21 protein-coding genes are annotated in these 26,794 nt (G+C 32.3%); 6 read left to right on the top strand and 15 right to left on the bottom strand.

Annotation, left to right across the window (positions count from 1 at the left end):
• Positions 1-52 precede the first annotated feature (52 nt).
• Entirely contained in the window at positions 53-712 is a 660-nt protein-coding gene (locus RSE15_RS03415; RefSeq protein WP_324069586.1) for a PASTA domain-containing protein, read from the top strand.
• Positions 699-1,736: an RluA family pseudouridine synthase gene (locus RSE15_RS03410; RefSeq protein ID WP_324069585.1), complete on the top strand. Its 1,038-nt coding sequence runs from the start codon at positions 699-701 to the stop codon at positions 1,734-1,736. Before RSE15_RS03415 ends, RSE15_RS03410 begins: the two co-directional genes overlap by 14 nt.
• A gap of 30 nt (positions 1,737-1,766) precedes the next feature.
• On the opposite strand, the gene RSE15_RS03405 is transcribed toward RSE15_RS03410, so the two are convergent.
• Both RSE15_RS03405 and RSE15_RS03400 read right to left on the bottom strand, forming a co-directional pair.
• The gene (locus RSE15_RS03405) at positions 1,767-2,246 is read right to left on the bottom strand and encodes a hypothetical protein (protein ID WP_324069584.1); all 480 of its coding nucleotides are present in this window, start codon (positions 2,244-2,246) and stop codon (positions 1,767-1,769) included.
• A gap of 52 nt (positions 2,247-2,298) precedes the next feature.
• Complete coding sequence (locus RSE15_RS03400) at positions 2,299-3,483, bottom strand: cytochrome-c peroxidase (RefSeq protein WP_324069583.1); 1,185 nt, start codon at positions 3,481-3,483, stop codon at positions 2,299-2,301.
• Positions 3,484-3,620: 137 nt separating this feature from the next.
• Between RSE15_RS03400 and fabG the strand changes: the two genes are divergently transcribed.
• Complete coding sequence (gene fabG / locus RSE15_RS03395) at positions 3,621-4,367, top strand: 3-oxoacyl-[acyl-carrier-protein] reductase (protein ID WP_324069582.1); 747 nt, start codon at positions 3,621-3,623, stop codon at positions 4,365-4,367.
• Positions 4,368-4,399: 32 nt separating this feature from the next.
• Positions 4,400-6,427: a hypothetical protein gene (locus RSE15_RS03390; protein ID WP_324069581.1), complete on the top strand. Its 2,028-nt coding sequence runs from the start codon at positions 4,400-4,402 to the stop codon at positions 6,425-6,427.
• Here the strand turns inward: RSE15_RS03390 and RSE15_RS03385 are convergent.
• From RSE15_RS03385 to fahA, 9 genes are all read right to left on the bottom strand, one after another.
• Entirely contained in the window at positions 6,422-7,270 is an 849-nt protein-coding gene (locus RSE15_RS03385; RefSeq protein WP_324069580.1) for an aldose 1-epimerase family protein, read from the bottom strand. The genes RSE15_RS03390 and RSE15_RS03385 overlap by 6 nt on opposite strands.
• 2 nt (positions 7,271-7,272) lie before the next feature.
• Positions 7,273-8,817 (bottom strand): hypothetical protein, encoded by a 1,545-nt coding sequence (locus RSE15_RS03380; protein ID WP_324069579.1) that lies wholly within the window; start codon positions 8,815-8,817, stop codon positions 7,273-7,275.
• A gap of 12 nt (positions 8,818-8,829) precedes the next feature.
• The gene (locus tag RSE15_RS03375; protein WP_324069578.1) at positions 8,830-9,972 is read right to left on the bottom strand and encodes an ABC transporter ATP-binding protein; all 1,143 of its coding nucleotides are present in this window, start codon (positions 9,970-9,972) and stop codon (positions 8,830-8,832) included.
• Positions 9,973-9,977: 5 nt separating this feature from the next.
• Positions 9,978-10,538 (bottom strand): GNAT family N-acetyltransferase, encoded by a 561-nt coding sequence (locus tag RSE15_RS03370; protein ID WP_324069577.1) that lies wholly within the window; start codon positions 10,536-10,538, stop codon positions 9,978-9,980.
• 24 nt (positions 10,539-10,562) lie between these two features.
• Positions 10,563-11,171 (bottom strand): DUF2238 domain-containing protein, encoded by a 609-nt coding sequence (locus RSE15_RS03365; protein WP_324069576.1) that lies wholly within the window; start codon positions 11,169-11,171, stop codon positions 10,563-10,565.
• A 5-nt stretch (positions 11,172-11,176) separates the two neighbouring features.
• On the bottom strand, positions 11,177-12,421 hold the full coding sequence (locus tag RSE15_RS03360) for an MFS transporter (protein ID WP_324069575.1): 1,245 nt from the start codon (positions 12,419-12,421) through the stop codon (positions 11,177-11,179).
• Between the two features lie 143 nt (positions 12,422-12,564).
• Positions 12,565-15,168 (bottom strand): ATP-dependent chaperone ClpB, encoded by a 2,604-nt coding sequence (gene clpB, locus RSE15_RS03355; RefSeq protein WP_324069574.1) that lies wholly within the window; start codon positions 15,166-15,168, stop codon positions 12,565-12,567.
• A 315-nt stretch (positions 15,169-15,483) separates the two neighbouring features.
• Positions 15,484-15,984 carry a hypothetical protein gene (locus tag RSE15_RS03350; protein WP_324069573.1) on the bottom strand — a complete coding sequence of 167 codons (501 nt, stop codon included), beginning with the start codon at positions 15,982-15,984 and terminating at the stop codon, positions 15,484-15,486.
• A gap of 241 nt (positions 15,985-16,225) precedes the next feature.
• On the bottom strand, positions 16,226-17,512 hold the full coding sequence (gene fahA / locus RSE15_RS03345) for a fumarylacetoacetase (protein WP_324069572.1): 1,287 nt from the start codon (positions 17,510-17,512) through the stop codon (positions 16,226-16,228).
• 112 nt (positions 17,513-17,624) lie between these two features.
• Between fahA and glyA the strand changes: the two genes are divergently transcribed.
• Entirely contained in the window at positions 17,625-18,899 is a 1,275-nt protein-coding gene (glyA, locus tag RSE15_RS03340) for a serine hydroxymethyltransferase (protein WP_324069571.1), read from the top strand.
• A 197-nt stretch (positions 18,900-19,096) separates the two neighbouring features.
• Here the strand turns inward: glyA and RSE15_RS03335 are convergent, their stop codons facing one another.
• From RSE15_RS03335 to RSE15_RS03320, 4 genes are all read right to left on the bottom strand, one after another.
• A complete protein-coding gene (locus RSE15_RS03335) occupies positions 19,097-19,822 on the bottom strand; it encodes an LOG family protein (RefSeq protein WP_324069570.1) in 726 nt (241 codons plus the stop codon).
• A gap of 90 nt (positions 19,823-19,912) precedes the next feature.
• On the bottom strand, positions 19,913-22,747 hold the full coding sequence (gene uvrA / locus RSE15_RS03330) for an excinuclease ABC subunit UvrA (RefSeq protein WP_324069568.1): 2,835 nt from the start codon (positions 22,745-22,747) through the stop codon (positions 19,913-19,915).
• Between the two features lie 85 nt (positions 22,748-22,832).
• Complete coding sequence (locus RSE15_RS03325; RefSeq protein WP_324069567.1) at positions 22,833-24,650, bottom strand: chloride channel protein; 1,818 nt, start codon at positions 24,648-24,650, stop codon at positions 22,833-22,835.
• A gap of 49 nt (positions 24,651-24,699) precedes the next feature.
• Positions 24,700-25,293 carry an acyl carrier protein phosphodiesterase gene (locus RSE15_RS03320; protein WP_324069566.1) on the bottom strand — a complete coding sequence of 198 codons (594 nt, stop codon included), beginning with the start codon at positions 25,291-25,293 and terminating at the stop codon, positions 24,700-24,702.
• 102 nt (positions 25,294-25,395) lie between these two features.
• Between RSE15_RS03320 and glmM the strand changes: the two genes are divergently transcribed.
• A complete protein-coding gene (glmM, locus tag RSE15_RS03315; RefSeq protein ID WP_324069565.1) occupies positions 25,396-26,793 on the top strand; it encodes a phosphoglucosamine mutase in 1,398 nt (465 codons plus the stop codon).
• Position 26,794 lies beyond the last annotated feature (1 nt).

Raw genomic sequence — 26,794 nt, 5'->3', positions numbered from 1 at the left:
TGCTTCGTTATTTCTTTTTGAATTTTATATCTTTGTCAAAATATCATTTTGTATGAGTTTAATTAAATTTTTAACAAGCCGAACTTTTTTTATTCAAGCTTTTTTAGCAATTGCTATTGTTGTGGTTTTCACATTTTTAGTAATACAGTTTTTAGATTTTAGAACCAATCATGGTCAGGAAATTAAAGTGCCTGATTTATCGAAAATGAAATTAGAAATTGCTGAAGAAAAACTAAACGAATTGGATTTAGAAGTATTTTTATTGGATACGGTAGAATTTAATGCCGATTTTCCTCCTTTTACAATTTTAGAGCAAGATCCAAAGGCAGGAAGTTTAGTAAAAGACGGCAGAAAAGTGTATGTGAAATTAAATGCAGGTGAATTTACAGATATTACGATTCCTGAATTTAAAGACAAAACGTTCCGACAAATTTCGGCTACGATAAAATCATTGACTTTAAAAGAAGGTAAAATAACCTATAAACCGCACATTGCTAAAGATATTGTATTGCAAATTTATCAAAACGGAAGAAGACTGAGAGCAGGTGATAAGGTGAAGAAAAATTCAACACTTGATTTTGTGTTAGGCGACGGTAAAGAAGTATTTAATGAAGAAACCTTTAGTTCGGAAGAACCTGCAGATACTTTACCACCAGCAGAAGAAGGCGTTACAGAACCAGTAGAATTTAAAGAAGATAATGGCGGATTATAAGGTTGAAACTGAATTAGAAGACGAATTATACGAACATCATCGATTTGAAGCAAGTAAAGGGCAATCAGCTTTGCGTGTGGATAAATTTTTGATGAACTTAATTGAAAATACCACCCGAAATAAAATACAACAAGCAGCTGAAAATGGTTCTATTTTAGTGAACGATGTTGCTGTAAAATCTAATTATAAAGTAAAAGCAGGTGATATTGTGCGTTTAGTGTTGGCGCATCCAACGTACGAGCAATTGCTAACGCCTGAAAATATTCTGTTGGACATAGTGTATGAAGACGATCAATTATTGGTCATCAACAAACCAGCAGGAATGGTAGTACATCCAGGACACGGAAATTATTCAGGAACTTTAGTAAATGCGTTAGCCTATCATTTTGAGAATTTACCGTTGAATAGTTCGGAACGCCCAGGATTGGTGCATCGAATTGATAAAGATACCACAGGTTTATTGGTTGTAGCTAAAACCGAACATGCGATGGCTTATTTGTCAAAACAATTTGCTGATAAAACTTCGGAACGAGAATATATTGCTTTGGTTTGGGGAAATATTGAAGAAGAGGAAGGAACTGTAGAAGGAAATATTGGTCGTCATGATACCAACCGTATGCGAATGGCGGTTCATGAAAGCGATGAAAAAGGAAAACCAGCGGTAACACATTATAAAGTTTTAGAACGATTTGGATATGTAACTTTAGTTTCTTGTCAGTTAGAAACAGGAAGAACACACCAAATTCGTGTGCATATGAAACACATTGGTCACACGCTTTTTAACGACGAACGTTACGGTGGTGATGCTATTTTAAAGGGAACTACGTTTACCAAATACAAGCAATTTGTAGATAATTGTTTTAAAGTATTACCAAGACAAGCACTTCACGCGAAAACATTAGGGTTTGAACACCCAATAACAAAAGAATTTTTACGTTTTGATACGCCAATTCCACAAGATTTACAGGAATGTATTGAAAAATGGCGTGTGTATTCAAAAGCACAAACATTTACAGAAGAATAAAATAAATCCCACTATTGTGGGATTTATTAGTTAATTTAAAATAATTTCTGAATTTGGAATCTGAAATAATTTTATAAAATAATTTTCTAAACAGTTTAAATTGATTAGATTTTTTTCGGTTGTATGAAAATTACTTTGACCTATTCTTAAAACATAGTTTTCTAATCTATTATTTTTATTAGTTTCTCCTTCACCTTCAAAAATAATATCAGAAACAGTTACTATATATTTTTCGTCTATAATTTCTACAGTAAAATTCAAATTAAAGGATTGTTCAAAATACCAACCACCTCCTTTACAATCACAATTTAAATTTATTCCCTTACCTGAATTATCTTCCTTGTTTACAGAAATTTTGGTATGATTTTTATCAATCAAATTTAAAATATCTGTTGAATTTGTTTTAAATCCTAATTGCCAAGTTACCTCTTTTCTTTCTGCTTTAAAATGATGATTTTGAGCAAAAGATAAAGATGTGATGAGCAATAAGCCGATAAAGTACTTTTTCATGCTTTTTATTTTAGTTTAGCAAATTTATACTTTTTTAAAGGATATTTAGAAATTAATTAAAAGGATTTGACCATTTTTCATTAATATATACATCTGTTCCAGAAAGCGTTTTCAAAAAAGCAATCACAGCATTTACCTCAGTTGCCGTTAAATTTAATTGTTGTCCAACACCACCTGGGGTTAATCTTGGGTCTAAATTGTTATTTCCTGGCGCTAAGTTTATCGTCCCATAATGTCCAATAGCAGTCTGTAAATCTGATATTACTCCAGTATGCATCATTGGTCCGTTTTGAGTTCCATCTGTTCTAACTAAATTCCTTAAAGAAGGAGCTCTTGTATTTCCAGTATCTATTCCAGTTCTTGCAATTGTACCAATAATTCCATTGTTTAGAGTATTTGGATCTATGTCAAACTCAGGAGCTCTATGACAACCAGCACAACCCAAACCTCCAGAAGTTCTTACGCCACTAGTATTAAAAACAGGAGGCGATAAAAATAAATTTTTACCTTGGTTTTCTTGTGCTGTGAAATTTGAGAAAGGTTGTCCGTCATTATTAGCTAATGCTCTTCCTGCATCGTATTTTGAATCAAAAGATTGAATGCTTCTAATAAACTGTGCTAATGCACTTTGAATTTTTACCTCTGTAATTTCTTCTGATCCATAAACAAACTTGAAAAGTTCTTTGTAATACCCAATTCCATTTAATCTAGTAATTAAATTATCAAAGGTCAAATCACCATTTAATCCACTAAAGCCCATTTCTCCATGATCTTTAATAGGCATGGTAGTTTGCGTTTCTAAATTTAAAGCGCGTTCATTCCAAAAGAATTTAGTTTCTGTAGCAAATCTAGAATTAATTAAACGCATCGAATGCCTTCCAGTTGTTCCATTAACACCTGAACTTGCCACATTGGTATCACTAAATGCAAATTCTTGCTTGTGACAACTTGAACACGAAATAGTATTATTGGATGATAAATTTTTATCATAAAATAAAACGCGTCCTAAAGTAGCCCCTTTATCAGTAATTGAATTTCCTTGGGAATTGTTTTTAGTGATATAGGGTGGAACTGTTTGATTCGCATAATTTGCTAAATTATTTAAATCTAAAGACGAGCCAAATTCAGCTTCTACAAACGGATAAGTAGCGATATCTTCGTAATTGTCATCTGAATTGTTACTACAAGAAGTCAATCCGAATATAGTCAATAAACTGACCATAATTTGATTTTTCATATGCTTAGTATTTAAGTTATTATTTCTTTAGACAACATAAAATAAAAAAGGTTTAATGTAAGAGCATGTTTTTTTTATACTTTAAAATATTCCTATATTTGGACTTTATTTTAAATAAACTAACACGAATATTGAACATGAAATTATTAGAAGGAAAAGTTGCCATTATTACAGGTGCAAGCCGTGGAATTGGTAGTGGGATAGCAAAAATTTTTGCAGAACAAGGAGCTAATGTTGCATTTACCTATAGTTCATCTGTAGAATCGGCTTTGGCTTTAGAAAATGAATTAAACGCTTTAGGAATTAAAGCTAAAGGATACAAATCAAACGCTGCCGATTTTAATGAAGCACAAAAATTAATAGATGATGTAATTGCTGAATTTGGAACTATTGATGTGTTAATCAATAATGCGGGAATTACAAAAGATAACTTATTAATGCGTATGTCGGAAGAAGATTTTGACAAAGTAATCGAAATCAACTTAAAGTCAGTTTTTAATATGACTAAGGCTGTTCAAAAAATTATGTTGAAAAACCGTAAAGGTTCTATCGTAAATATGAGTAGTGTAGTAGGAGTAAAAGGAAATGCTGGTCAAGCTAATTATGCTGCTTCTAAAGCTGGTATGAACGGATTTACAAAATCTATTGCCTTAGAATTAGGTTCAAGAAATATTCGTTGCAACGCAATAGCTCCAGGTTTTATTGAAACAGAAATGACTGCTAAATTGAATGAAGATGTAGTAAAAGGCTGGAGAGAAGCTATTCCTTTAAAAAGGGGTGGAACTCCAGAGGATGTAGCAAACGTTTGTGTTTTCTTAGCTTCTGACATGAGTGCTTATGTAACGGGTCAAGTTATTAATGTTGATGGAGGAATGCTGACATAAAAATATAATTACTTTTAACAATTCATAAAAAAATGACGACAACTACCATTTTATTTCTATTATTATCAGTAATTATTGCTGCTGGATTGTCGTTTTATCAATATTTATATAAAGTCAAAAATCAGTCAAAATTGTATTGGTTTTTGGCTTTTTTACGTTTTGTTAGTCTGTTTTCTATCTTTTTATTGCTAATCAACCCAATTATTAGCCGAAAAATCAACGAAATCAAGAAAGCACCTTTGCCTATTGTTGTGGATAATTCCAAATCAATTACCGAATTAAAAGCAATTAAAGAAGCAGCTGAATTATATCTTAAAATTGTTGAAAACAATGCGATTGCCGAAAAATACGATATGCAATTATTTTCATTTGATGATGAATTTAAGTCACTCGAACAATTAGATTTTAAAGGAAATCAATCGCATATTGATGGTGTTGCTAAAAATTTAAAACAGTTATACAGAAACACAAATTATCCTGTAGTTTTATTTACTGATGGAAACCAAACCATGGGAAATGATTATGTGTTCAGCTTTCAGGAAAATACAAGTGTCTTACCCGTTGTTTTAGGGGATACCACTACGGTTTTCGATTTAAAAATCAATCAAATTAACGTTAATAAATACGCGTTTTTAAAGAATAAATTTCCAGTTGAAGTATTCTTGCAATACAATGGCAATCAAACTATTTCAACAACTTTCGCTATTCAGAATGGTAATCAAACCATTTATAAACAAACTGTTAGTTTTTCGAAAGATAAAAGAGCACAGTCTATTTCTATTTTGTTAAATGCAGACAAAGTTGGGATTGCAAAATATAAAGCCTTAATTTCTTCCAATATAAAAGAGAAAAACACGGTTAATAACACCAAAAATTTTGCAGTAGAAGTTATTGATCAACGTAGTGAAATTGCTTTAATTTCCGCAATAAATCATCCAGATTTAGGTGTTTTAAAGCGAAGTATCGAAACTAATCAACAACGCAAAGTTTCCATCCTAAAACCAGATGAAGTAAAGTCATTACAGAATTATAATATTTTGGTTTTATATCAGCCAACCACTTCTTTTAAAGCTATTTTTGAACAAAATAAAGCAGCCCAGATTAACACTTTTGTCATCACAGGAACTGCAACCGATTTTAATTTTTTAAACCAAGTCCAAAGCGATTTGTTATTTAAAATGTCGGCACAAAAAGAAGATTATTTGGCTACTTATGAATCGAACTTTAATTTGTTTTCGCAAGCTAATATTGGTTTTGAAAATTTTCCTCCTTTGGAACATAATTTTGGTGCAATTTCAATAAAAAGTAACGTAAATACCTTACTTTCTGCTAGAATTCGAAATGTACAATTACCAAATCCATTGTTAACTTTTACTGAAAATGGAAGCAAAAGAAATGCTTATTTATTAGGTGAAAACATCTGGAAATGGCGCTTGGAAAACAAATTAAATAAAAAGTCTTTTGAAGATTTTGATTTGTTTACTGATAAAATTATTCAGTTTTTAGTAACAAACGCTTCAAAGAAAAACTTGAATGTATCATACGAAAGTTTTTACAATTCGGGCGAAAATATTGAAATTATAGCCGAATATTTCAATAAAAACTATGAGTTTGACGATAAAGCTCAACTAACAATTCAAGTTATAAATTCTAAAACAAAAGCTGCTAAGAAATACGATTTACTCAAAGCTACAAATTCATTTAAAGTTAATTTAGACGGATTAGAAGCTGGAAATTATACTTTTAAGGTGACTGAAAAACAATCGAATTCAAGTTTTTCTGGATTTTTTGAAGTGTTAGATTTTGAAATTGAAAAGCAATTCGTAAATCCAGATAAGAATAGATTAGAACAATTGGCATCCAATACCAACGGAGCTGTTTTTTATCCAAATCAAATAGAGAAATTAATTCAATCGTTAATTGAAAACGAAAATTACATTCCAACACAAAAAGAAACCATTAAAAAGACTCCACTTATCGATTGGATTTGGTTACTTGTTTTAGTTGTACTTTCTCTAGCTACCGAATGGTTTGTTAGAAAGTATAATGGATTGTTATAAAAGACTTATTATAATTTCTCTTTGAAAAACACCATTTTTTTCTAACAACTGAATACCTTCTTTTTCCATAAAATTTCCATTGTGATTTGAATTATCGGCTAAACCACACCAAGGTTCAATGCACAAAAATGGCGCATTTGGTTTTGTCCAAATCCCTAAATAAGGAAATCCTTTAAAATTAACAGAAAGAAAAGGTTGGTTCTTTTTTAAAAGAGTTAGGTTGTTGGATTTCAAATGTTTAAAAACCAAAGCGTCTTTCTCAAAATACGAATAATCTAAATTAATTTGTCCGTTTTCAGAATGTATTTTTCTGTATGAATTGTTAAACTGTTCATTTTCTAATTCATAGGATACAAATTCTTCTGCTTCATTAAATTGTAAGGAATAATCTGAAAATGAATCTTCAATGGTAAATGCAGGATGTGCTCCAATGGAAAACGGCATAGTTACATTCGATTTATTTTCAACAGAATATTTCATTTTTAATTCATTTCCGTCTAATTCATATTCCAATTGTAATTGAAACTCAAACGGATAATTTTTCAAAGTTTCGGAATTACTTTCTAAGACAAAAACAACAGAATTTTCGGTTTGATTCAGAATTTGAAATTCGAAATTTCTTGCGAAGCCGTGTCGTGGTAATTCATAAGTTTTATCAGCAATGGTGTAAGCATCATTTTTTAATCTTCCTACAATAGGAAATAAAATGGGTGACGTTTTATTCCAATGGGTTTCATCAACCGTCCAAATATAATTTTGGTGCTCTTTTTCTAAACGAATTAATTCGGCACCAAGAGAATCAATTGATGCCGAAATTTTAGTATTTGAAAGTGTAATTATCATAATTAATCTTCTGAAATTCCTTTCCAAGTTCTTATTACTTTGGATAAAAAGAAAAGTGTTAGGATTGATAAAATAAAGTTTAGACAAAACATATGAAATACATGATCTTTCATCCATTCATATTCTGGTGATGTGTAGTTATAATTGTATCTATGTTCACCTCTTAAGTAATGTTCTTGAATTAAGAAATAAATTAATGGAATAATTCCTATGAAAGACCATAAAAATAAATTCAATGCAATTCTACTGAGTTGTAAATTCTTTTTGTTGAAATATATTAAGAAGAAATAAAACATTATCCCTAGAATAGTAAATAAAATTAAATAAGCATACATATCTCCTACGCCTGTAATTGCTGTTAAAATACCGTAAACAATGTTAATAACACCAGTTGTAACAACTGCAATCAACCAACTTTTTCCAGTTGTAACACGAAAAGAAAAAATCAAAATAGACAATCCAAAGGCGCCATATAAAAATCCTAAAATAATTTCAATTTTGAAAAAGGAATCTGTGTGTGCTTCTGAAACCATGTCATATTTGTCTTTTAGTACATCCTGTTGTACAAAATACTTCGAATACTTACGTTCGCCATTGCCAATTTTTGTTGCATAGTCATAATTATTATAGGAATTATCAGTTTCATATTGTTTTAAATAAGGTTGAATGTATAAAAATTCATCAAATTCTGGAGCTTTGTAAACAATTTCAAACCATTTATCCATATTTAAATTAGTGGCTAAATCATGTTCTCTAATCAGGCTTAAGTAATTGTCCATTAATTTTTTAACTTCAGCCTGATTGTCCTGATGTAACCAATTTTGAATTTGAATTTTATTTAACGAATCTTGTTCTCTTGAAATCACAGTGAATTCAAATGTATTACGATTAACTAATGAAAATTGGTTGTATTTTTTTCCGTTAAAGATGATGTGGTTTTTATAAGTGTATCCAGAAACCGCCTCAACTGCTAAACTTTCTTGTTCAGTGGAATATGCCGCAGTATTTGCATCTTCGGGATTATAATTAAGTGTCACTTTATTCCCTAAACTATCAATTAATCCAGAGGCTAATGAATCTATTTGTGTTTCACCAAAACTTCCATCTATAAACATATCGGCGGTAGCAATAGTTTTGCAACGATTGGTTGTTTCTTCAAGCGAATAATAATTTTTTTGATGCAATTGTTTCCCAACAGAAAATGGTATATAGAATGTAATTAATAATGCACTAACAACAAATATTTGCAACCATTCGTAAAACAAACTATATTTTGATTTACTGTAAAACGATTTCAATGAATTGTTTTTAAAATAGTTAATCAGCCATAAAATAATTATAATTATAACAAGCAAAACACCAAATAGTATGCAAGTTACTTCAATATCTAAATTATTTCTGTTCGAAAAATCGATGGTTCCATCTAAATAGCCTAAACCAAAAAAGATGAGGTGGAGTAGTAATCCAATGGCAACCATAGGAACAAATTTGGTGTTCCAAAGCAATGGATATTTTAATAATAATTTTTTCTGTATATCTTTAAACATGATTTTATTTTTTTAGTTCACAAAAAAGCGACGTGTTGAATTTGAAATATTTCGAATATAAGTCATTGGAATCGATTGGTTTATAACCACTTTCAAGAAATCGTTCATTTGAATATTTTCTGGAAAAGTTGCAATAAAAGTTCCACCATTTTGTTCCAAAGAAATTACTTCTAAAGCGGTAAAAGCTTGTTTTAAATCGCTTAAATTCAATGAACTTTCGAATTCGATAATGCAATTTTTTGCTACATCATTTTCGGTATTCAAATTCTTTTGCGAACCACGTTTTAAGAAAACCACTTGATTTGAAGTTTTTTCCACTTCATATAATTGTTGCGAACTCAACACAATGGCAATTGGTCTAAAAGCTGAATTAGCAATATTTCTAAAATCGTCTAAAATGGTTTGTTGTGCTAAAATATCTAAGTTAGCCAAAGGTTCGTCAATCAATAAAATTTTTGGTTTTCGGAGTAACATTCGAGCTAATTCGAAACGCATTTTGTAACCAGAAGACAAATTGTTCCAGTAATGCTTTCTAAATTTTCGCAATCCTAAACGCGTGATGACTAAATCGACTACCAAATTATTTTCTTCTGGCGAATAGCCGTAGCAACTTGCGGTGAATTCTAAATTTTCGTACATAGAACCACGCCAAGTATCAGTTCGTTGTGGAATGTAGACTAATTTTGTTCGCAAATCATACAAATCATCGTATTCAAATTGGTAATTTATGGTTCCAGAAGTTGGATGCAATTCACCACATAAGCTACGAAGTAAAGTAGTTTTTCCGTTTCCATTTTCGCCAACCAAACCAATGATTTCACCTGTTTTAATATCTAAGTTAATCGGACCTAATCCAAAAGAAGCATTGTAAATTTTTTGTAGATTTTTAACTGAAATAATTGTTTGATGATCATGGCATTCTTTTTTATTTAAAAACGCGTAAAGTTCATCTAACAAGGATTTTAAGCGTGTTTTTTTATCGTCGTCTTCTTTTTCATTATGGTCTAACCAATTTAAAAATTCATTGGTTTTAGTGTAAAAATCAATGTTTTCCGTATCTAAAGCAAAATCGATTACTCGTTTTATGGTTTGATTGAAGTAGTTAAATTCGAGAAGTTCTTGCACCTCGCGGAATTGTTTTTCAAATTCGGTCATATATTTTATTTTATAAAATTTCGTTTTAGTAAACCATACATTACGGTATCGGTAAATTCGTTATTATAGTAAAAATCTTCTTTAAAATGAGCTTCTTTTACAAAGCCAACTTTTTGTAAAACACGTTCCGAGGCAACATGTCTTGAATCTACAACTGCAACAATAGAATGAAAATTCAAGGTATTGAAAGCAAAATTTAATAATGTTTTCACCGCTTCGGTAACATACCCTTTTCCCCAATGCTCGGATGTAATCATATAGCCTAACTCAGTTCTAAAATGATCAGGTTGTGTTCTATAAAAGCCCATAATTCCGATGCATTTATCACTTCCTTTTTCGGTTACTGCCCAATTGATATCTAAATTTTCGTCTATTTTGTCGTTAATCATTTTAATGTGCGCCAAAGCACCTTCAATATCTACAACCAAAGGTCTTGGAATAAATTTCATAGTTTCAGGATTCCCTCGAAGCACTATAATTTCAGGAGCATCTTCATGGGTTAATTTTCGAAAACGTAAACGTTCAGATTCAAGTATAGGAAAAGGTGAGAAGTTAAGTTGTAGCATTTTTTTTTTATAATTTGAATCTTGTTATTGAGATTTAATTTGCTTTTGAATTGCTTTGTCGTGTTTCTTACTAAATAAAATTAACATACAAATAGCGCCTATTGTTGCGTATAACATATCTGATTGCGTATCCCAAACGTAGCCTTGCGTTCCTAAAAAAGCATCGCCACCATCTCCAGTGCAAAGTGAAACGCCCCATTCTAACCATTCATAGGCCGCACTAATTGCCAAACAGACAGCAACAATAACGAAGTTAAAGAAACTTTGATTAGCAATTACATTTTTGCGAATAAATAATTCTCGTGTAATCATGGCTGGAATAAAACCTTGTGCAAAATGTCCGACTTTATCATAGTTGTTTCGAGTTTGATGAAACGTTTCTTTTATCCATTCAAACGGAGGTACTTCGGCATAGGTGTAATGTCCGCCAAGGAATAAGATGTAGCAATGAATTAAAATAAAGAAATATGTAAAATTCGTAAATCGAAAATTTTTATAGGTAAAAGCCAAAATCATGAAACCTATAATTGCGGGTAAAACTTCTAAAAACCAAGTAAAATATTCTTTTGGATGAATTCCTGAAATTAGCAATCCAATAAAGAATAATAGAGAATAGAGTTGTATTTTTTTCATTTAATTTATTCGTTAAAGTCTAAATCCTTATTATGTGTTTCAGCAATAGTTAGAGTAGAGTAGATGCCTAGTGCAAAAGCAAAGAAACCTACAATTGAAGCGGCAACAATCACGCCATTATTTACTTTTAATCCGTCAAATGCCAATAACATTACTGGAACTAATCCGCGAACCATATTAGGAATAGTGGTGGTAGCCGTACTTCTAATATTAGTGCCAAATTGCTCAGCTCCAACGGTTACAAACATCGCCCAATAACCCGTTCCTAATCCTAACCAAGCGCAATAAAAGTAATACATGTTTTCTGATTTATTTCCTCTAAAAAGCATTAAACAGGCTCCAATGATAGTGAACAACATCATATAGAAAATCGCTTTTTTGCGTGAATGTAACCAATGAGAGATGAAACCACTAGCAAAATCACCAACCGAGATTCCAACATATGCCCACATTATCGCTTTTCCGGGTTGAATATTGTCAATACCCATTACAGGTGCAAATTGATTGGCCATAACCGCTAAAATTCCAATACAAAACCAAGTTGGTAAACCAATAGCTATACATTTCATATATTTAACAAAACGATTCCAATTGGTAAAAAACGAAAAGAAATTCCCTTTTTTGATCTTATTATCGTGTTTGATATCGTTGTAAATACCTGATTCTGCTACACTGATTCTTAATGCTAAAAGCATTAATCCTAAAGCACCGCCAATATAATAAGCAATTGTCCAATCGCCCGCTAATTCAACTGTTAATTGTGCTACAACGGCTCCAAGTAAGCCAAAACCAGCTACGATGGAAGTTCCAATAGCTCGTAATTGTTTGGGTAATGATTCAGAGACTAAAGTAATTCCGGCTCCGAGTTCACCAGCTAAACCAATTCCAGCAATGAATCTCAACCAAGCATACAACATGGTTTTATCTTCTACTGAAAAGTGAGGTAAATAACCACAAGCAATGTTAGCCAAAGAATACACTAAAATGGAACCAAATAAAACCGAAAGTCTTCCTTTTTTATCACCTAAAATACCCCACAGAATTCCTCCTAAAAGTAAACCTACCATTTGATAATTTAAGATTAGTGTCCCAGCAGTATCGACATCTAAGTTCATATCTTTTAAGCTAGGAACACGAACAATCCCGAAAAGAAGTAAGTCGTAAATATCAACAAAATAGCCTAGAGCAGCTACAATTACAGGAAAAGATAATAAATGTTGTAGTTTTTCTTTCAGAGTAAAGTTTTCCATTTGGTTTCATTTGTTTCAAAAATAGAAAATAATTGGTTAAAAATAGAAAAAGAAACACCGATTCAATTCTAAATCGGTGTTTCCCAAACTAAAACAAACTCATTATTAACCCATGAATTTGAGGGTATTTCTATTAATTGGTTTTACTTAACCAATTCACTTTCATTTCTAAAAACTAATTGTCCATCAAAACTGTCTAACAAAATAATGCTATCAACCGTAACTTTACCAGCCAATATTTCTTTAGAAAGTTGGTTTAAAACTTCGCGTTGAATCACTCGTTTAACAGGTCGTGCGCCATATTGTGGATCAAAACCTTTTTGTGCCAAGTATTCAATAGCTTCTGGTGTCGCATCCATTGTAATTTGTTGATGCGACAACATTTTAATAACGCTTTTCAACTGCAAACCAACAATTTCTTTGATATTTGCATTGGTTAATGGCGTAAACATTACAATTTCGTCAATTCTGTTGATGAATTCTGGTCGAACAATTTGTTTCAACAATCCTAAAACTTCTACTTTCGCAGCTTCGGTTGCAGCATCAATTCCACCTTTAAGATTTTCGAATTTCTCTTGTATAATGGCACTTCCCATATTTGAAGTCATGATGATAATCGTGTTTTTGAAATCTGCAACACGACCTTTGTTATCGGTCAATCGTCCTTCATCTAATACTTGTAACAAGATATTAAACGTATCAGGATGTGCTTTTTCAATTTCATCTAATAATACTACCGAGTAAGGTTTTCTTCTTACCGCTTCGGTTAATTGTCCGCCTTCATCATAACCTACATATCCTGGAGGAGCACCTACTAATCTACTTACCGAATGACGTTCTTGGTATTCGCTCATATCTATTCGAGTCATCGCATTTTCATCATCGAACAAATATTCGGCTAATGCTTTGGCTAATTCGGTTTTACCAACACCTGTAGTTCCTAAGAATAAGAATGAACCAATTGGTTTTTTCATGTCTTGTAAGCCAGCGCGACTTCTACGAACAGCATCGCTCACGGCTTCAATAGCTTCTTCCTGACCCACAACTCTTCGATGTAATTCTTCTTCTAAACGAAGTAATTTTTCTCTTTCTCCCTGCAACATTTTCATTACGGGAATTCCGGTCCATTTGGCAACTACTTCGGCAATATCTTCGCGAGTAACTTCTTCTTTGATTAAGGAAGTTTCTGCTTGGTTTTCGGCTAATTGAATTTGTAAAGTATCTAATCGTTCTTGTGCTTCTTTAATTTTTCCGTAACGAATTTCAGCTACTTTTCCATAATCGCCATTGCGTTCGGCTTGTTCGGCTTCAATTTTGAAATCTTCAATTTCTTGTTTTACGTTTTGAATATTGTCCACAACATCTTTTTCCGATTTCCATTTGGTGAAAATCTCGTTGCGTTCTTCTTTTAAATTGGCTAAATCTAAACCTAAACCTTTCAATTTAGTTTCATCATTCTCACGTTTAATAGCCTCAATTTCGATTTCCAATTGCATGATTTTTCTATCCAAAACATCTAATTCTTCTGGTTTGGAATTGATTTCCATACGCAATTTTGAAGCTGCTTCGTCCATCAAATCAATCGCTTTATCTGGTAAGAAACGATTCGTAATATAACGTTGTGATAATTCGACAGCCGCAATAATAGCATCGTCTTTGATACGTACTTTGTGGTGTGTTTCATATTTCTCTTTGATACCACGCAAAATCGAAATCGCACTTTCTGTATCGGGTTCATCGACCATTACTTTTTGGAAACGTCTTTCTAGTGCTTTGTCTTTTTCGAAATATTTTTGATACTCATCCAAAGTTGTTGCTCCGATGGCACGTAACTCGCCACGAGCTAAAGCAGGTTTTAAGATATTTGCGGCGTCCATTGCACCTTCTCCACCGCCAGCACCAACAAGTGTATGAATTTCATCAATGAAAAGTACGATATCGCCTTCGGCAGAAGTTACTTCTTTAACTACGGCTTTTAGTCGTTCTTCAAATTCACCTTTGTACTTTGCACCTGCAATCAATGCACCCATATCTAATGAATAAACGATTTTATCTTTTAGATTTTCAGGAACATCGCCATCTACAATTCGGTGTGCTAAACCTTCGGCAATGGCTGTTTTACCAACACCAGGTTCACCAACTAACATCGGATTGTTTTTGGTTCGGCGCGTTAAAATTTGTAAAACTCTACGAATTTCTTCATCACGGCCAATAACAGGGTCAAGTTTACCGCTTTTAGCCAGTTCGTTGAGGTTTTTTGCGTATTTATTCAGTGAATTGTACGTTTCTTCTGCCGAAGCCGAAGTTACGCGTTCACCTTTGCGCATTTCGTCGATAGCGGCTTGCAAACCTTTTTCAGTTACACCTCGATCTTTTAAAATTTGCGCGACTTTACTTTTTGATTTGAAAATGGCTAAAATTAAATGTTCGATAGAAACGAATTCATCGTTCATTTTTTTAGCAATGATTTCCGCTTCGTTCATTGCAGTTCCTGCATCGCGAGAGAATTGCATTTCTCCTCCAGATACTTTTGGAAAACTTTGAATGGTGCTGTCCAATACTTTTTTGAAAAGCTCCACATTAACGTTGAGTTTTTTCAAAATGAAGGGAGTTACGTTTTCGTCCACTTCCAAAATTCCTTTAAAAAGGTGTTCGTTTTCTAGCTGTTGTTGCCCAAAACTTTGTGCAATTTGCTGTGCTTGTTGCAAAGCTTCTTGCGATTTGATTGTGAATTTATTGATGTTCATATTCTAATTAATCCTTTTATAGAGTTGTTCGATAGTGATTATTCAATATATGTTCCAATCATTAAAGGATGTCAAAATGTCTTTTTTTTCTGTGTTTTGTAGTTGTTTTAATGACATTTTGACATTTTTTAGGGTTAAAAAAACTTATAAAGTTACAAAAAAAGACAGTTGGTTGTACTACTGTCTTTTGTTAATAAAGTTTTAAAATTATATTTTAGGTAATCTAATATTCAATAAAATTAGTTTGTTTATTTTTTTAAAAAAACTTGATATTTATTTACAATTTTATTAGAACTTTTTAGTCTAAATCAAAATCTATTGACTTGATACTTTTTTTAATTTTTTATTTAAATCTGTTATTGTTTTTTCAATCATTTCGTTATCATTCATGAAATCCTTGTCTTTTGAAGAATAAGGAAATCGTTGATTAAATTCATAAGGATAAACGCCTTCTCTTTTAGCGTAATTGTAAAAAAAATAATATTCCCCCTTTACAACATCTGTTTTTACTGTAATGTCATTTTTTAAAAGTTTTACAGTTGTAATTATTTGAGAGGACTTGGACTTACTGAAAACTGTTATTCTTCCTTGAATTTGTCCTGTGTATACATAATTTTGTTCATAACTTTCAATTCGACTAATCAAATTGGTTCGTTCTTCTCTAATAGCACTATTATATATATGTTCTTTTGTGTTAATTTTTTCTGGACTAATTGTTACACTATCTATATTAATTTCTAAAGTATAATTTGAATTAATAATATCCTTTTCGGAAAATACGAATTTTACATTTTTTGTCTTAGATTTTATATTCATTAAATTTTCTAGAACGCTTTCTTTAATATTTTTATCTACATTACCAGTTAATTTAACAAAAATTTAATTTTTTTCAAGTTTATTTTTTTGGTTAAATACATCGTAACTATCAAATTTCAATTCGTTTTTTGTAAAACTGAATAACAATAATGAAAGTAAGCTAATAAATATTTTTTTCATAATTTAAAAAATTTAGAATAGCCTTCCAAAAAAACAAAAGCTATGCTATAAAATTTTAAAATTATAATTTTAAATCAACCGCTGGTAACAATTTACTCGAAACTTCTCCAAATCCAATTCGTAAGTTATCATTTTGGCAAAATCCTCTAATAATAACAGTATCGTTGTCGTTGATGAATTTACGCTCAGAGCCATCATTCATTTTTAATGGTTTTTGTCCGCCCCAACTCAATTCTAACATAGAACCAAAAGAATCTTCTGTTGGACCTGAAATAGTTCCACTTCCCATCATGTCACCTGAATTTACTCTACATCCATTAATGGTATGATGCGCTAATTGTTGCGCCATTGACCAATACATATATTTAAAATTCGAACGCGAAACTACAGTTTCTACTGCATTTTCTGGATGAATAGCTACTTCTAAATTGATATCAAATGCTTTTGCGCCTTTTTGTTGTAAGTATGGTAGTGGTTCTGGTGATTGCTCAGGTCCTTTTACTCTAAAAGGTTCTAAAGCATCCATTGTTACAATCCATGGTGAAATTGATGAAGCAAAGTTTTTTGCTAAGAAGGGTCCAAGTGGTACATATTCCCATTTTTGAATATCACGCGCACTCCAGTCGTTAAATAAAACCATTCCGAAAATATGTTCTTCGGCTTCTTCAACAGGAATTGGTTCTCCCATTAAATTAGCATCTGTAGTAATAAAAGCAGTTTCTAATTCAAAATCCACTAATTTAGAAGGTCCAAACACAGGACTAGTTTCACCATTTGGCAAGGTTTGTCCATAAGGTCTGTGTACTGGAATTCCAGAAGGAACAATTGTAGAACTTCTTCCATGGTAGCCAACAGGAATATGCAACCAGTTTGGTAATAATGCATTTTCTGGATCACGGAACATTTTACCTACATTAGTAGCGTGCTCTTTTGAACTATAAAAATCGGTATAATCACCAATTTGAACAGGTAAAAGCATTTCAATATCTTCTACTTTAAAAATTACAACTTCCTTATGTGACTTATTATCTCTTAATTTTGGATTGTTCTCATCAAAAAGTTCTGCTAAACGATTACGAACTAATCGCCAAGTTTTCTTTCCGTCAGAAATAAAATCGTTTAAAGTGTCTTGCATGAACATATCGTCTGTTAAATCAATGCCTTCAAAATAACCTAATTGTTGTAAAGCGCCCATATCAATGGCACAATTTCCAATTCGAGTCCCAATAGTTATAACGTCATCTTTTGTAATGAAAACACCAAAAGGAATGTTTTGAATAGGGAAGTCGCTGTTTTTAGGTACAGGAATCCATGATTTTCTGTTAATATCGTTTGCGATAATTGGCATAAATATATTGTTAGTTTGTTGTTGAAAAAATATGAATCAAATATAAAATTATCTATCAATGTAACAAACCTTTTTTGTAATTTTGACCTAATTTTAACGAATATTTATTGCAATGCAACGCGACGAACAAATTTTTGACCTAATTCTTGACGAACAAGATAGACAAATTCACGGAATTGAATTAATTGCTTCTGAAAACTTTGTAAGTGACCAAGTGATGGAAGCTGCTGGTTCATGTTTAACAAATAAATATGCCGAAGGCTATCCTGGTAAGCGTTACTATGGTGGTTGTGAAGTGGTAGATGTTGTTGAACAAATTGCTATTGATAGAGCTAAAGCTTTATTTGGAGCGGAATATGTAAACGTTCAACCACATTCGGGTTCTCAAGCAAATACTGCAGTTTTTGCAGCGTGTTTAAAACCAGGTGATACGATTTTAGGTTTTGATTTATCGCATGGTGGTCATTTAACACATGGTTCTCCAGTTAATTTTTCGGGAAAATTATACAATCCTGTTTTTTACGGAGTAGAAGAGGAGACGGGCGTTTTGAATTATGATAAAATTCAAGAAATAGCTTTAGCCAACAAACCAAAAATGATTATTGCAGGAGCATCTGCTTATTCTCGCGATATGGATTTTGCTCGTTTTAGAGCAATTGCAGATAGCGTTGGTGCTTTGTTATTAGCTGATATTTCACACCCAGCCGGATTAATTGCAAAAGGATTATTAAACGATCCAGTTCCTCATTGTCATATTATAACGACAACCACTCATAAGACTTTAAGAGGTCCTAGAGGTGGAATGATTATGATGGGTAAAGATTTTGAAAATCCATGGGGATTAACAACTCCAAAAGGAGAAATCAGAATGATGTCACATGTATTAGATATGTCGGTTTTTCCTGGAAATCAAGGTGGGCCTTTGATGCATATTATTGCTGCTAAAGCGGTTGCTTTTGGGGAGTGTTTAACAGATGAGTTTTTCCGTTATGCGATGCAAGTAAAGAAAAATGCACAAGCAATGGCAGAAGCTTTCAATAAAAGAGGTTATAAATTAATTTCAGGTGGTACCGATAACCACATGATGTTGATTGATTTAAGAAATAAAGGAATTTCAGGTAAAGATGCCGAAAATGCATTGGTCAAAGCTGAAATTACAGTAAATAAAAATATGGTTCCATTTGATGATAAATCACCATTTGTTACTTCTGGTATCCGTGTAGGTACTCCAGCAATTACAACTCGTGGTTTAGTAGAAGAAGATATGGAAACGGTTGTTGCTTTAATTGATAAAGTGTTAATGAATTATACTGATGAAGCTGTTTTGGAACAAGTGGCAGAAGAAGTAAATGAATTAATGAGCGAAAGAGCAATGTTTGTGTTCTAATATCAAACAAAACAAAAAACTTGTGGATTAAATACCTCTAAAAGCATAGAGAATTTGTCTGTTATAAGTGATTTTGATAGTGAAAAATTAATTCAGATTTTATGTAAAAGCATAATTACACTTTTGTTTTAATAAAATCACCCACAAATAATAAAGAATTATTTGTGGGTGATTTATTATAAAGAACGTATATTTTATTAAAAATTAGGAGATAAGTTGTATTTTTTATAAAAGTTATCTAAGGCTTCCAATACCTCATCTTCTGTGTCAACTACTTTGATTAAGTTCATGTCCTCTGGATTGGCATTTTTCATTTTGTCAATCATAACAGTTTTAATCCAGTCTAATAAACCAGACCAAAATTCAGTTCCAACCAAAATAATTGGGAATTTTCCAATTTTCTTGGTTTGAATCAATGTTACTGCTTCGAACAATTCGTCTAATGTTCCAAAACCACCTGGCATTACAACGAAACCTTGTGAATATTTTACAAACATTACTTTTCTTACGAAGAAGTAATCAAAATTTAAGTTTTTGTCTTTATCAATATAAGGATTATAATGTTGTTCAAAAGGCAATTCGATGTTTAAACCTACCGAAATTCCACCGCCATAATGCGCTCCTTTGTTACCAGCTTCCATGATACCGGGACCACCACCTGTAATTACACCATATCCAGCTTTACTGATTTTGAAAGCAATTTTTTCCGCTAATAAATAGTTTTTATCTTCTGGTTTTGTTCTTGCCGAACCAAAAATAGACACACAAGGTCCTATTCTTCCCATGGATTCATACCCATTTACGAATTCCGACATGATTTTAAAAATTGCCCAAGAATCGTTTGATCGTATTTCGTTCCAAGTTTTTTGCTTGAATTTTTCTTGAATTCTGTGATCTTCGTTTTCGTATTGATCTGCTGCCATAATAATTTTATTTATTTGTTTGTTGAAAAACAAAATATTAAAGTTAATAATAAAGTTTTAGCAGTGTTGTTGTGTGTAGTAATTAGGTTGCTAAGATAATTCTTTTTTCAAAAACTGCGCTGTATAACTTTTTTTATTTTTGACAATTTCTTCGGGAGTTCCTTTTGCTACAACCTCTCCACCACCTTTTCCACCTTCGTAACCAATATCAATTACATAATCGGCTAATTTTACAACATCTAAATTATGCTCAATAATTAAAACCGTATTTCCTTTTTCAACCAACACATTAATTACATCCATCAAAACTCGAATGTCTTCAAAATGCAAACCTGTTGTAGGTTCATCTAAAATATAAAAGGTATTTCCGGTATCTTTTTTTGAAAGTTCTGTGGCTAATTTGATTCGTTGTGCTTCACCTCCTGAAAGTGTTGTACTTTGTTGGCCTAAGTTAATGTAACCTAATCCAACATCTTGAATGGTTTTTACTTTTCGATAGATTTTTGGAATATTTTCAAAGAATTCAACCGTTTCATCTACTGTCATATTCAATACATCAGAAATTGATTTTCCTTTGTAACGAATTTCCAATGTTTCTCTATTGAAACGTTTTCCCATACAGGTTTCGCATTCCACATAAACATCGGGTAAAAAACTCATTTCAATGGTTCTAACACCTGAACCTTCGCAAGTTTCACAACGACCACCTTTTACATTAAAACTAAATCTTCCAGGCTTATAACCTCGAATCATTGCTTCAGGTGTTTGCGTGTATAAACTTCTAATTTCTGAAAAAACATCGGTATACGTCGCTGGATTGGAACGCGGTGTTCTTCCAATCGGACTTTGGTCGATGTCGATAACTTTATCAATATGTTCTAAACCTTCTATTTTCTTATAAGGCTGTGGTTTTTTTACCGCATTAAAAAAATGTGCGTTTAATATCGGATACAAGGTTTCGTTAATCAATGTCGATTTTCCACTTCCCGAAACACCCGTAACGCAAACTAATTTTCCCAATGGAATTTCAATTGAAACATTTTTTAAATTATTTCCTGTTGCACCTGATAATTTAATAGATTTTCCGTTGCCTTCTCTACGCGTTTTTGGCACTTCAATCTTCAATTTACCGTTTAAATATTGTGCGGTAATTGTATCTTTTTTCAATAATTCTTTCGGCGTTCCTTTACTGATGATTTGTCCACCAAAGCGACCTGCTTTTGGACCAATATCAATCACATAATCGGCACGTTCAATCATGTCTTTGTCGTGTTCTACTACGATTACTGAATTACCAATATCACGCAAACTTTCTAAGGATTTAATCAAGCGTTCGTTGTCTCTTTGGTGCAAACCAATACTTGGTTCATCTAAAATATACAAAACACCAACTAGTTGCGAACCAATTTGTGTGGCCAATCGAATACGTTGCGCTTCACCACCAGAAAGTGATTTTGAACTTCTGTTTAATGATAAATAATTCAAACCAACGTCTAACAAAAATTGCAATCTCGCTGTAATTTCCTTTACAACCTCAACAGCAATAACTTTTTGTTTTTCAGATAAATGATTGTCTAAATCTGCAAACCATTCGGATAATTCGGCAATATCCATTTGAACTAATTCGCCGATGTTTTTCCCGTTTAATTTGAAATATAACGATTCTTTTCTCAAACGTGTGCCTTCGCATTCTGGACAATCATTTTCGTCCATAAATTCTTTTGCCCAACGTTTAATGCTTGCCGAATCGGAATTATCATATTGATTTTTAATGAAGTTTGAAATTCCTTCAAAATCTATTTTATAATCTTTGGTAATTCCCATCACCTTTGAAACGACTGAAAATTTTTCGCTTCCACCATACAAAATCATATCCATTGCTTCTTGCGGAATGGTTTCGATAGCATCGGTAATTTTGAAATCATATTTTTGAGCAATAATTTCCAATTGCTTGAAAATCCAAGAACTTTTATATTCGCCCAAAGGAGCAAAACCACCATTTTTAATTGATGATTTTGGATTTGGAATGATTTTTTGTAAGTTGATTTCATTCACAGTTCCTAATCCGTTACAACATGGACAAGCGCCTTTTGGAGAATTGAATGAAAAATTATTTGGTTCCGGATTTGGATACGAAATTCCAGAAGTCGGACACATTAAATTACGACTGTAAAAGCGAACTTCTTGGCTTTCTTGTTCAATCACCATAATTACGTCATCACCATGATACATAGCTGTTTTGATACTTTCTGACAAACGCTTGTCGGTATCTTCTTCCGTATCAATTGCCATTCTATCAATTACAATTTCAATATCATGCGTTTTATAACGATCGACTTTCATGCCGAATTCTAAATCCCGAATCTGGCCATTCACACGAACTTTTAAAAAACCTTGTTTAGCAATTTGCTCAAATAACTCACGATAATGTCCTTTACGAGAACGAACAACAGGCGCTAAAATATTGATGCGTTTACCATTAAAATCTTCTAAAATCAATTGTTTTATTTGTTCATCTGAATACGAAACCATTTTCTCACCTGAATTGTAACTGAAAGCATCAGCTCCTCTAGCATACAACAAACGTAAGAAATCGTATATTTCTGTAATAGTTCCAACGGTTGAACGAGGTGATTTACTTGTAGTTTTTTGTTCAATGGCAATCACAGGCGAAAGTCCGTCGATTTTATCTACATCCGGACGCTCTAATCCGCCCAAAAACTGACGCGCATAAGCAGAAAACGTTTCAATATATCTACGTTGTCCTTCGGCATAAATAGTATCAAAAGCTAATGACGATTTCCCAGACCCCGAAAGACCAGTAATTACTACCAGTTTTTCGCGCGGAATAGATACATCAATATTTTTAAGATTATGGGCTCTAGCGCCAATAATTTCGATAGTTTCCTCAGTTGTGTGTTGCATAATTTTTGGCAAAACGCAAAGATACTGATTTTAGAGTTAAAAAATTGTTTGAAGTAAGAATAAGAATTTCTTAAATAAAGTTAGATTACTCAATAATCATAGATTTTAAACGATGTCTATATTTTTCTAAAATTAATTGTTTGTGCATAAACCCAAGAAAAATTCCGTTTTTCAGCACTGGTAAAACTTTACATTCAGAAGCATCAAATTTATCCATGATGGTTTCAAGGGTTTCATCGTAAATGATTATTTCTTTTGGTTGATGCATAATTTCTTCAACCGCAGTGTATTTTACTTTGAATTGAGAGAAAACAATAGTTCGAATTTCATCCAAATGAATTAATCCCAACAATCTACTTTTATCGTCTAAAACTGGAAAAATATGTTCATCTGATTGTTGGATTTTTTGGACCAATTCTTCCAAATTATTTTGCAAAATAATCGGCTTAAAATCCGTTTGAATTAACTTTGCAACATCAATAGAATTTAGAATATTTGAATCGCGGTTATCTGTAAAAACTTCCCCTTTATCGGCTAAATTTTTAATATCAAACGAATAGGGTTCAAAACGTTTAGAAATTGCAAAACTCACAGAAGACACTATCATTAAGGGGACCATCAAATTGTAACCACCTGTAATTTCGGCAATAAGAAAAATAGCCGTTAGTGGTGCATGAAACAATCCACTCAAAATACCAGCCATACCAACTAAAGTAAAATTACCAATAGGTAATTTAGCAAAACCAATGATATTAAAGAAATAAGCTACGCAAAATCCTAAATAAGAACCCACAAATAATGAAGGCGCAAAATTTCCACCATTTCCGCCAGCGCCTAAAGTTAAACTTGTTGCGTAAACTTTAATCAACATTGTAGCTCCAACAAATAGCAATAAAATCCATTTTGATTCTTGAAAACGTTCGAAAATTGTATTTTGAACCAATCGTTCTGGGTTGCTGTCGGCTAATAATTTAATGCTTTCATACCCTTCACCAAAAAGCGATGGAAACAAAAAAATCAATACACCCAAAATAGTTGCTCCAAAAAGAGCTTTATTAATTATATTTAATTTCAATCTACTGAAATAGTGTTCAATTTTCCTAAAAGTTCTAGCATAATTAATCGAAACTAATCCACTTAAAACCCCTAATAAAATATAATATGGTAAATTATGATAATCGAAAAATTGGACTTTTTTAAACGAAAACAAGATGTCTTCATTCAACATTACTGTTGAAACCAAAGCTCCTGTTGCTGCACTTATCATAATTGGAATAAACGCAGTAATACTAATTTCGGCCAAAACCACTTCGATGGCAAACAAAACTCCAGCAATGGGCGCATTAAAAGCAGCTCCAACACCTGCAGCCACTCCACAGGCTAAAAGCAGCGTTCTATCTTTATAACTTAGTCGATAATTTTGCGCATAATTACTCCCAAAAGCAGCACCCGTAATGGTAATAGGTGATTCTAACCCTGCACTTCCTCCCATCCCCACGGTAAAGGAACTCGTTATAATTTGTGCAAACATTTGTTTTCTAGGCATAATCCCTCGCTTTTTGGCAACGGCATACATAATTTGCGAAGTTCCTTTTTCAATAGAACCATCCAACACTTTTTTGATAATGATTACGGTGATGATGATTCCAATAATAGGCAAAGTACTATTACTAAATGGAAGATGTAAAATATCATCTAACTTTTGGGATGATTTAAAAACCCAGTGCGCAAATGTTTTAAGAATAATTACAGCTAAAGCCGATGAAATTCCAACAAGAACACAAGATAAATAAATAAACTGACGCGGAGTTAAAAGCGATTTCAAAAGAAAAATAAACCGTTCTAAACGTCTGAAAGTTTTATATAAAAACGTTTGTAAGGAAAATGGTTTACTTCTTGGCATTACTTTTTATTTAATTGCGAAATTAAGTTATATAATTAGAAGTTAAAAACTATACTCCATTTAATTCCTTTAATTTATATTGGCAAGAAAGAATTAATTCTTCAAAAAAAAGAAAAAATTCCGATTCAAATTCAAAATAAAAATCTTTCAATTCTACAATAGCCTCCTGCATATTAGCTCTATGTTTGGTTTTATAATCCATTTGAAAAAGAATCATCTCCATGCCTGAAATCGTTGCATAGCTAACAAACCAGTTTCTAGCAATCATATAAGGCATCATGCTAATAATTCTATCGGTAAGAATGTTTCTGTTTGCTTCTAATAATTTATAAAAATCATTAGCATACTTCTCTAATTTTTCGTCTGAATAAATACTCCAATTTTTTGCTAAAAAATGATCATACAATATATCCATTATTACCCCTGAATAATGGCCATATTTCTCATGCAAACGATGCTTGCTTTTTCGATAAATGGGATGCGAATCGGTAAAACTATCAATATGTCGGTGTAATAAAATTCCTTTTTTAATTTCGGTATCAAATTTTTCGTAGTCATTCCCTTTGATACTATCTGCCATAAAGTTGCCTATTTTTAACAAATGGTGATTACCTGATAAATAAACATGTGCTAAATAGTTCATAGTATTCTGAGTTCTTTTCGTAAATATATAAAAAAAAACTTTGTGACATTGTGTCTTTGCGAGATACATCAATTATATTTGTACAACAAAAAAGTAAAACTAATGACATTAATAAAATCAATATCGGGAATTCGTGGCACTATTGGTGGATCGGTTGGTGATAATTTAACTCCAGTTGATGCTGTAAAATTTGCCTCAGCTTATGGTTCTTTTTTAAAAATAAGACACGCTTCTAAAAGTAGCGAACGATTAAAAGTAGTTATCGGTAGAGATGCACGAATTTCAGGACCAATGATACATAATTTAGTAATGAATACGTTGGTTGGACTAGGAATTGATGTTATCGATTTAGGTTTGTCTACAACACCAACAGTGGAAATAGCGGTACCTCTTGAAAAAGCAGATGGTGGAATTATATTAACTGCTTCCCATAATCCTAAACAATGGAATGCACTTAAATTATTAAATGAGAAAGGTGAGTTTTTAAGTGGAAAAGAAGGTGAATTAATCTTAGAAATTGCCGAAAAAGAAGCCTTTGATTTTTCTGATGTTAATAATTTAGGAGAAGTTATTGAGAACAATGCCTACATGGATATTCATATTGATGAAGTACTTGAATTACCTTTAGTGGATGCCGATTTGGTAAAAACAAAGAAATTCAAAGTTGTTGTTGATGGTGTGAATTCTTCCGGCGGAATTATTATCCCAAATTTACTTGAACAAATGGGTGTTGAAGTCGTAAAATTGTATTGCGAACCAAACGGTCATTTTCCCCACAATCCTGAACCTTTAAAAGAACATTTAGGAGATATTTGTAAATTAGTTGTGGAAGAGAAAGCTGATTTTGGAATTGTGGTTGACCCTGATGTGGATAGATTAGCTTTCATTTCAAATGATGGTGAAATGTTTGGTGAAGAATATACTTTAGTAGCTGTTGCCGATTATGTTTTATCTAAAACACCCGGAAATACAGTTTCTAATATGTCATCTTCTCGTGCTTTGAGAGATATTACTGAAAAACACGGTGGAACCTACCAAGCAAGTGCTGTAGGAGAAGTAAATGTGGTAGAATTAATGAAGAAAACCAATGCTATTATTGGTGGTGAAGGAAATGGAGGGATTATTTATCCTTCATCTCACTACGGAAGAGATAGTATGGTGGGTGTAGCTTTGTTTTTAACTTACTTGGCAAATCAAGATAAGACAGTTGCTGAAATTAGAGCTTCTTATCCTCAATACTATATGAGTAAAAACAAGATTGAGTTAACACCTCAAATTGATGTGGATAATGTCTTGGCTACATTGACCGAAAAGTATAAATCAGAAAACATTACAACAATTGACGGGGTAAAAATTGATTTTCCAAAAGAATGGGTTCATTTGAGAAAATCAAATACGGAACCAATAATTAGAATATATACCGAAGCTCCAACGCAAAGCGAAGCTGATGTTTTAGCAGAACGATTTGTTAAAGAACTAAAAGAAATAGCAGGGATTTAAA

The sequence above is a fragment of the Flavobacterium sp. genome (genome assembly GCF_035195345.1).
Lineage (GTDB): Bacteria > Bacteroidota > Bacteroidia > Flavobacteriales > Flavobacteriaceae > Flavobacterium.
This window is presented reverse-complemented; position numbering and strand designations above follow the sequence as displayed.

What these genes read in the sequence shown, in the direction of transcription:
- RSE15_RS03415 (WP_324069586.1), top strand. Translation starts at nt 53, where the DNA reads ATGAGTTTAATTAAATTTTTAACAAGCCGAACTTTTTTTATTCAAGCT.
- RSE15_RS03410 (WP_324069585.1), top strand. Translation starts at nt 699, where the DNA reads ATGGCGGATTATAAGGTTGAAACTGAATTAGAAGACGAATTATACGAA.
- RSE15_RS03405 (WP_324069584.1), bottom strand. Translation starts at nt 2,246, where the DNA reads ATGAAAAAGTACTTTATCGGCTTATTGCTCATCACATCTTTATCTTTT.
- RSE15_RS03400 (WP_324069583.1), bottom strand. Translation starts at nt 3,483, where the DNA reads ATGAAAAATCAAATTATGGTCAGTTTATTGACTATATTCGGATTGACT.
- fabG (WP_324069582.1), top strand. Translation starts at nt 3,621, where the DNA reads ATGAAATTATTAGAAGGAAAAGTTGCCATTATTACAGGTGCAAGCCGT.
- RSE15_RS03390 (WP_324069581.1), top strand. Translation starts at nt 4,400, where the DNA reads ATGACGACAACTACCATTTTATTTCTATTATTATCAGTAATTATTGCT.
- RSE15_RS03385 (WP_324069580.1), bottom strand. Translation starts at nt 7,270, where the DNA reads ATGATAATTACACTTTCAAATACTAAAATTTCGGCATCAATTGATTCT.
- RSE15_RS03380 (WP_324069579.1), bottom strand. Translation starts at nt 8,817, where the DNA reads ATGTTTAAAGATATACAGAAAAAATTATTATTAAAATATCCATTGCTT.
- RSE15_RS03375 (WP_324069578.1), bottom strand. Translation starts at nt 9,972, where the DNA reads ATGACCGAATTTGAAAAACAATTCCGCGAGGTGCAAGAACTTCTCGAA.
- RSE15_RS03370 (WP_324069577.1), bottom strand. Translation starts at nt 10,538, where the DNA reads ATGCTACAACTTAACTTCTCACCTTTTCCTATACTTGAATCTGAACGT.
- RSE15_RS03365 (WP_324069576.1), bottom strand. Translation starts at nt 11,171, where the DNA reads ATGAAAAAAATACAACTCTATTCTCTATTATTCTTTATTGGATTGCTA.
- RSE15_RS03360 (WP_324069575.1), bottom strand. Translation starts at nt 12,421, where the DNA reads ATGGAAAACTTTACTCTGAAAGAAAAACTACAACATTTATTATCTTTT.
- clpB (WP_324069574.1), bottom strand. Translation starts at nt 15,168, where the DNA reads ATGAACATCAATAAATTCACAATCAAATCGCAAGAAGCTTTGCAACAA.
- RSE15_RS03350 (WP_324069573.1), bottom strand. Translation starts at nt 15,984, where the DNA reads ATGAATATAAAATCTAAGACAAAAAATGTAAAATTCGTATTTTCCGAA.
- fahA (WP_324069572.1), bottom strand. Translation starts at nt 17,512, where the DNA reads ATGCCAATTATCGCAAACGATATTAACAGAAAATCATGGATTCCTGTA.
- glyA (WP_324069571.1), top strand. Translation starts at nt 17,625, where the DNA reads ATGCAACGCGACGAACAAATTTTTGACCTAATTCTTGACGAACAAGAT.
- RSE15_RS03335 (WP_324069570.1), bottom strand. Translation starts at nt 19,822, where the DNA reads ATGGCAGCAGATCAATACGAAAACGAAGATCACAGAATTCAAGAAAAA.
- uvrA (WP_324069568.1), bottom strand. Translation starts at nt 22,747, where the DNA reads ATGCAACACACAACTGAGGAAACTATCGAAATTATTGGCGCTAGAGCC.
- RSE15_RS03325 (WP_324069567.1), bottom strand. Translation starts at nt 24,650, where the DNA reads ATGCCAAGAAGTAAACCATTTTCCTTACAAACGTTTTTATATAAAACT.
- RSE15_RS03320 (WP_324069566.1), bottom strand. Translation starts at nt 25,293, where the DNA reads ATGAACTATTTAGCACATGTTTATTTATCAGGTAATCACCATTTGTTA.
- glmM (WP_324069565.1), top strand. Translation starts at nt 25,396, where the DNA reads ATGACATTAATAAAATCAATATCGGGAATTCGTGGCACTATTGGTGGA.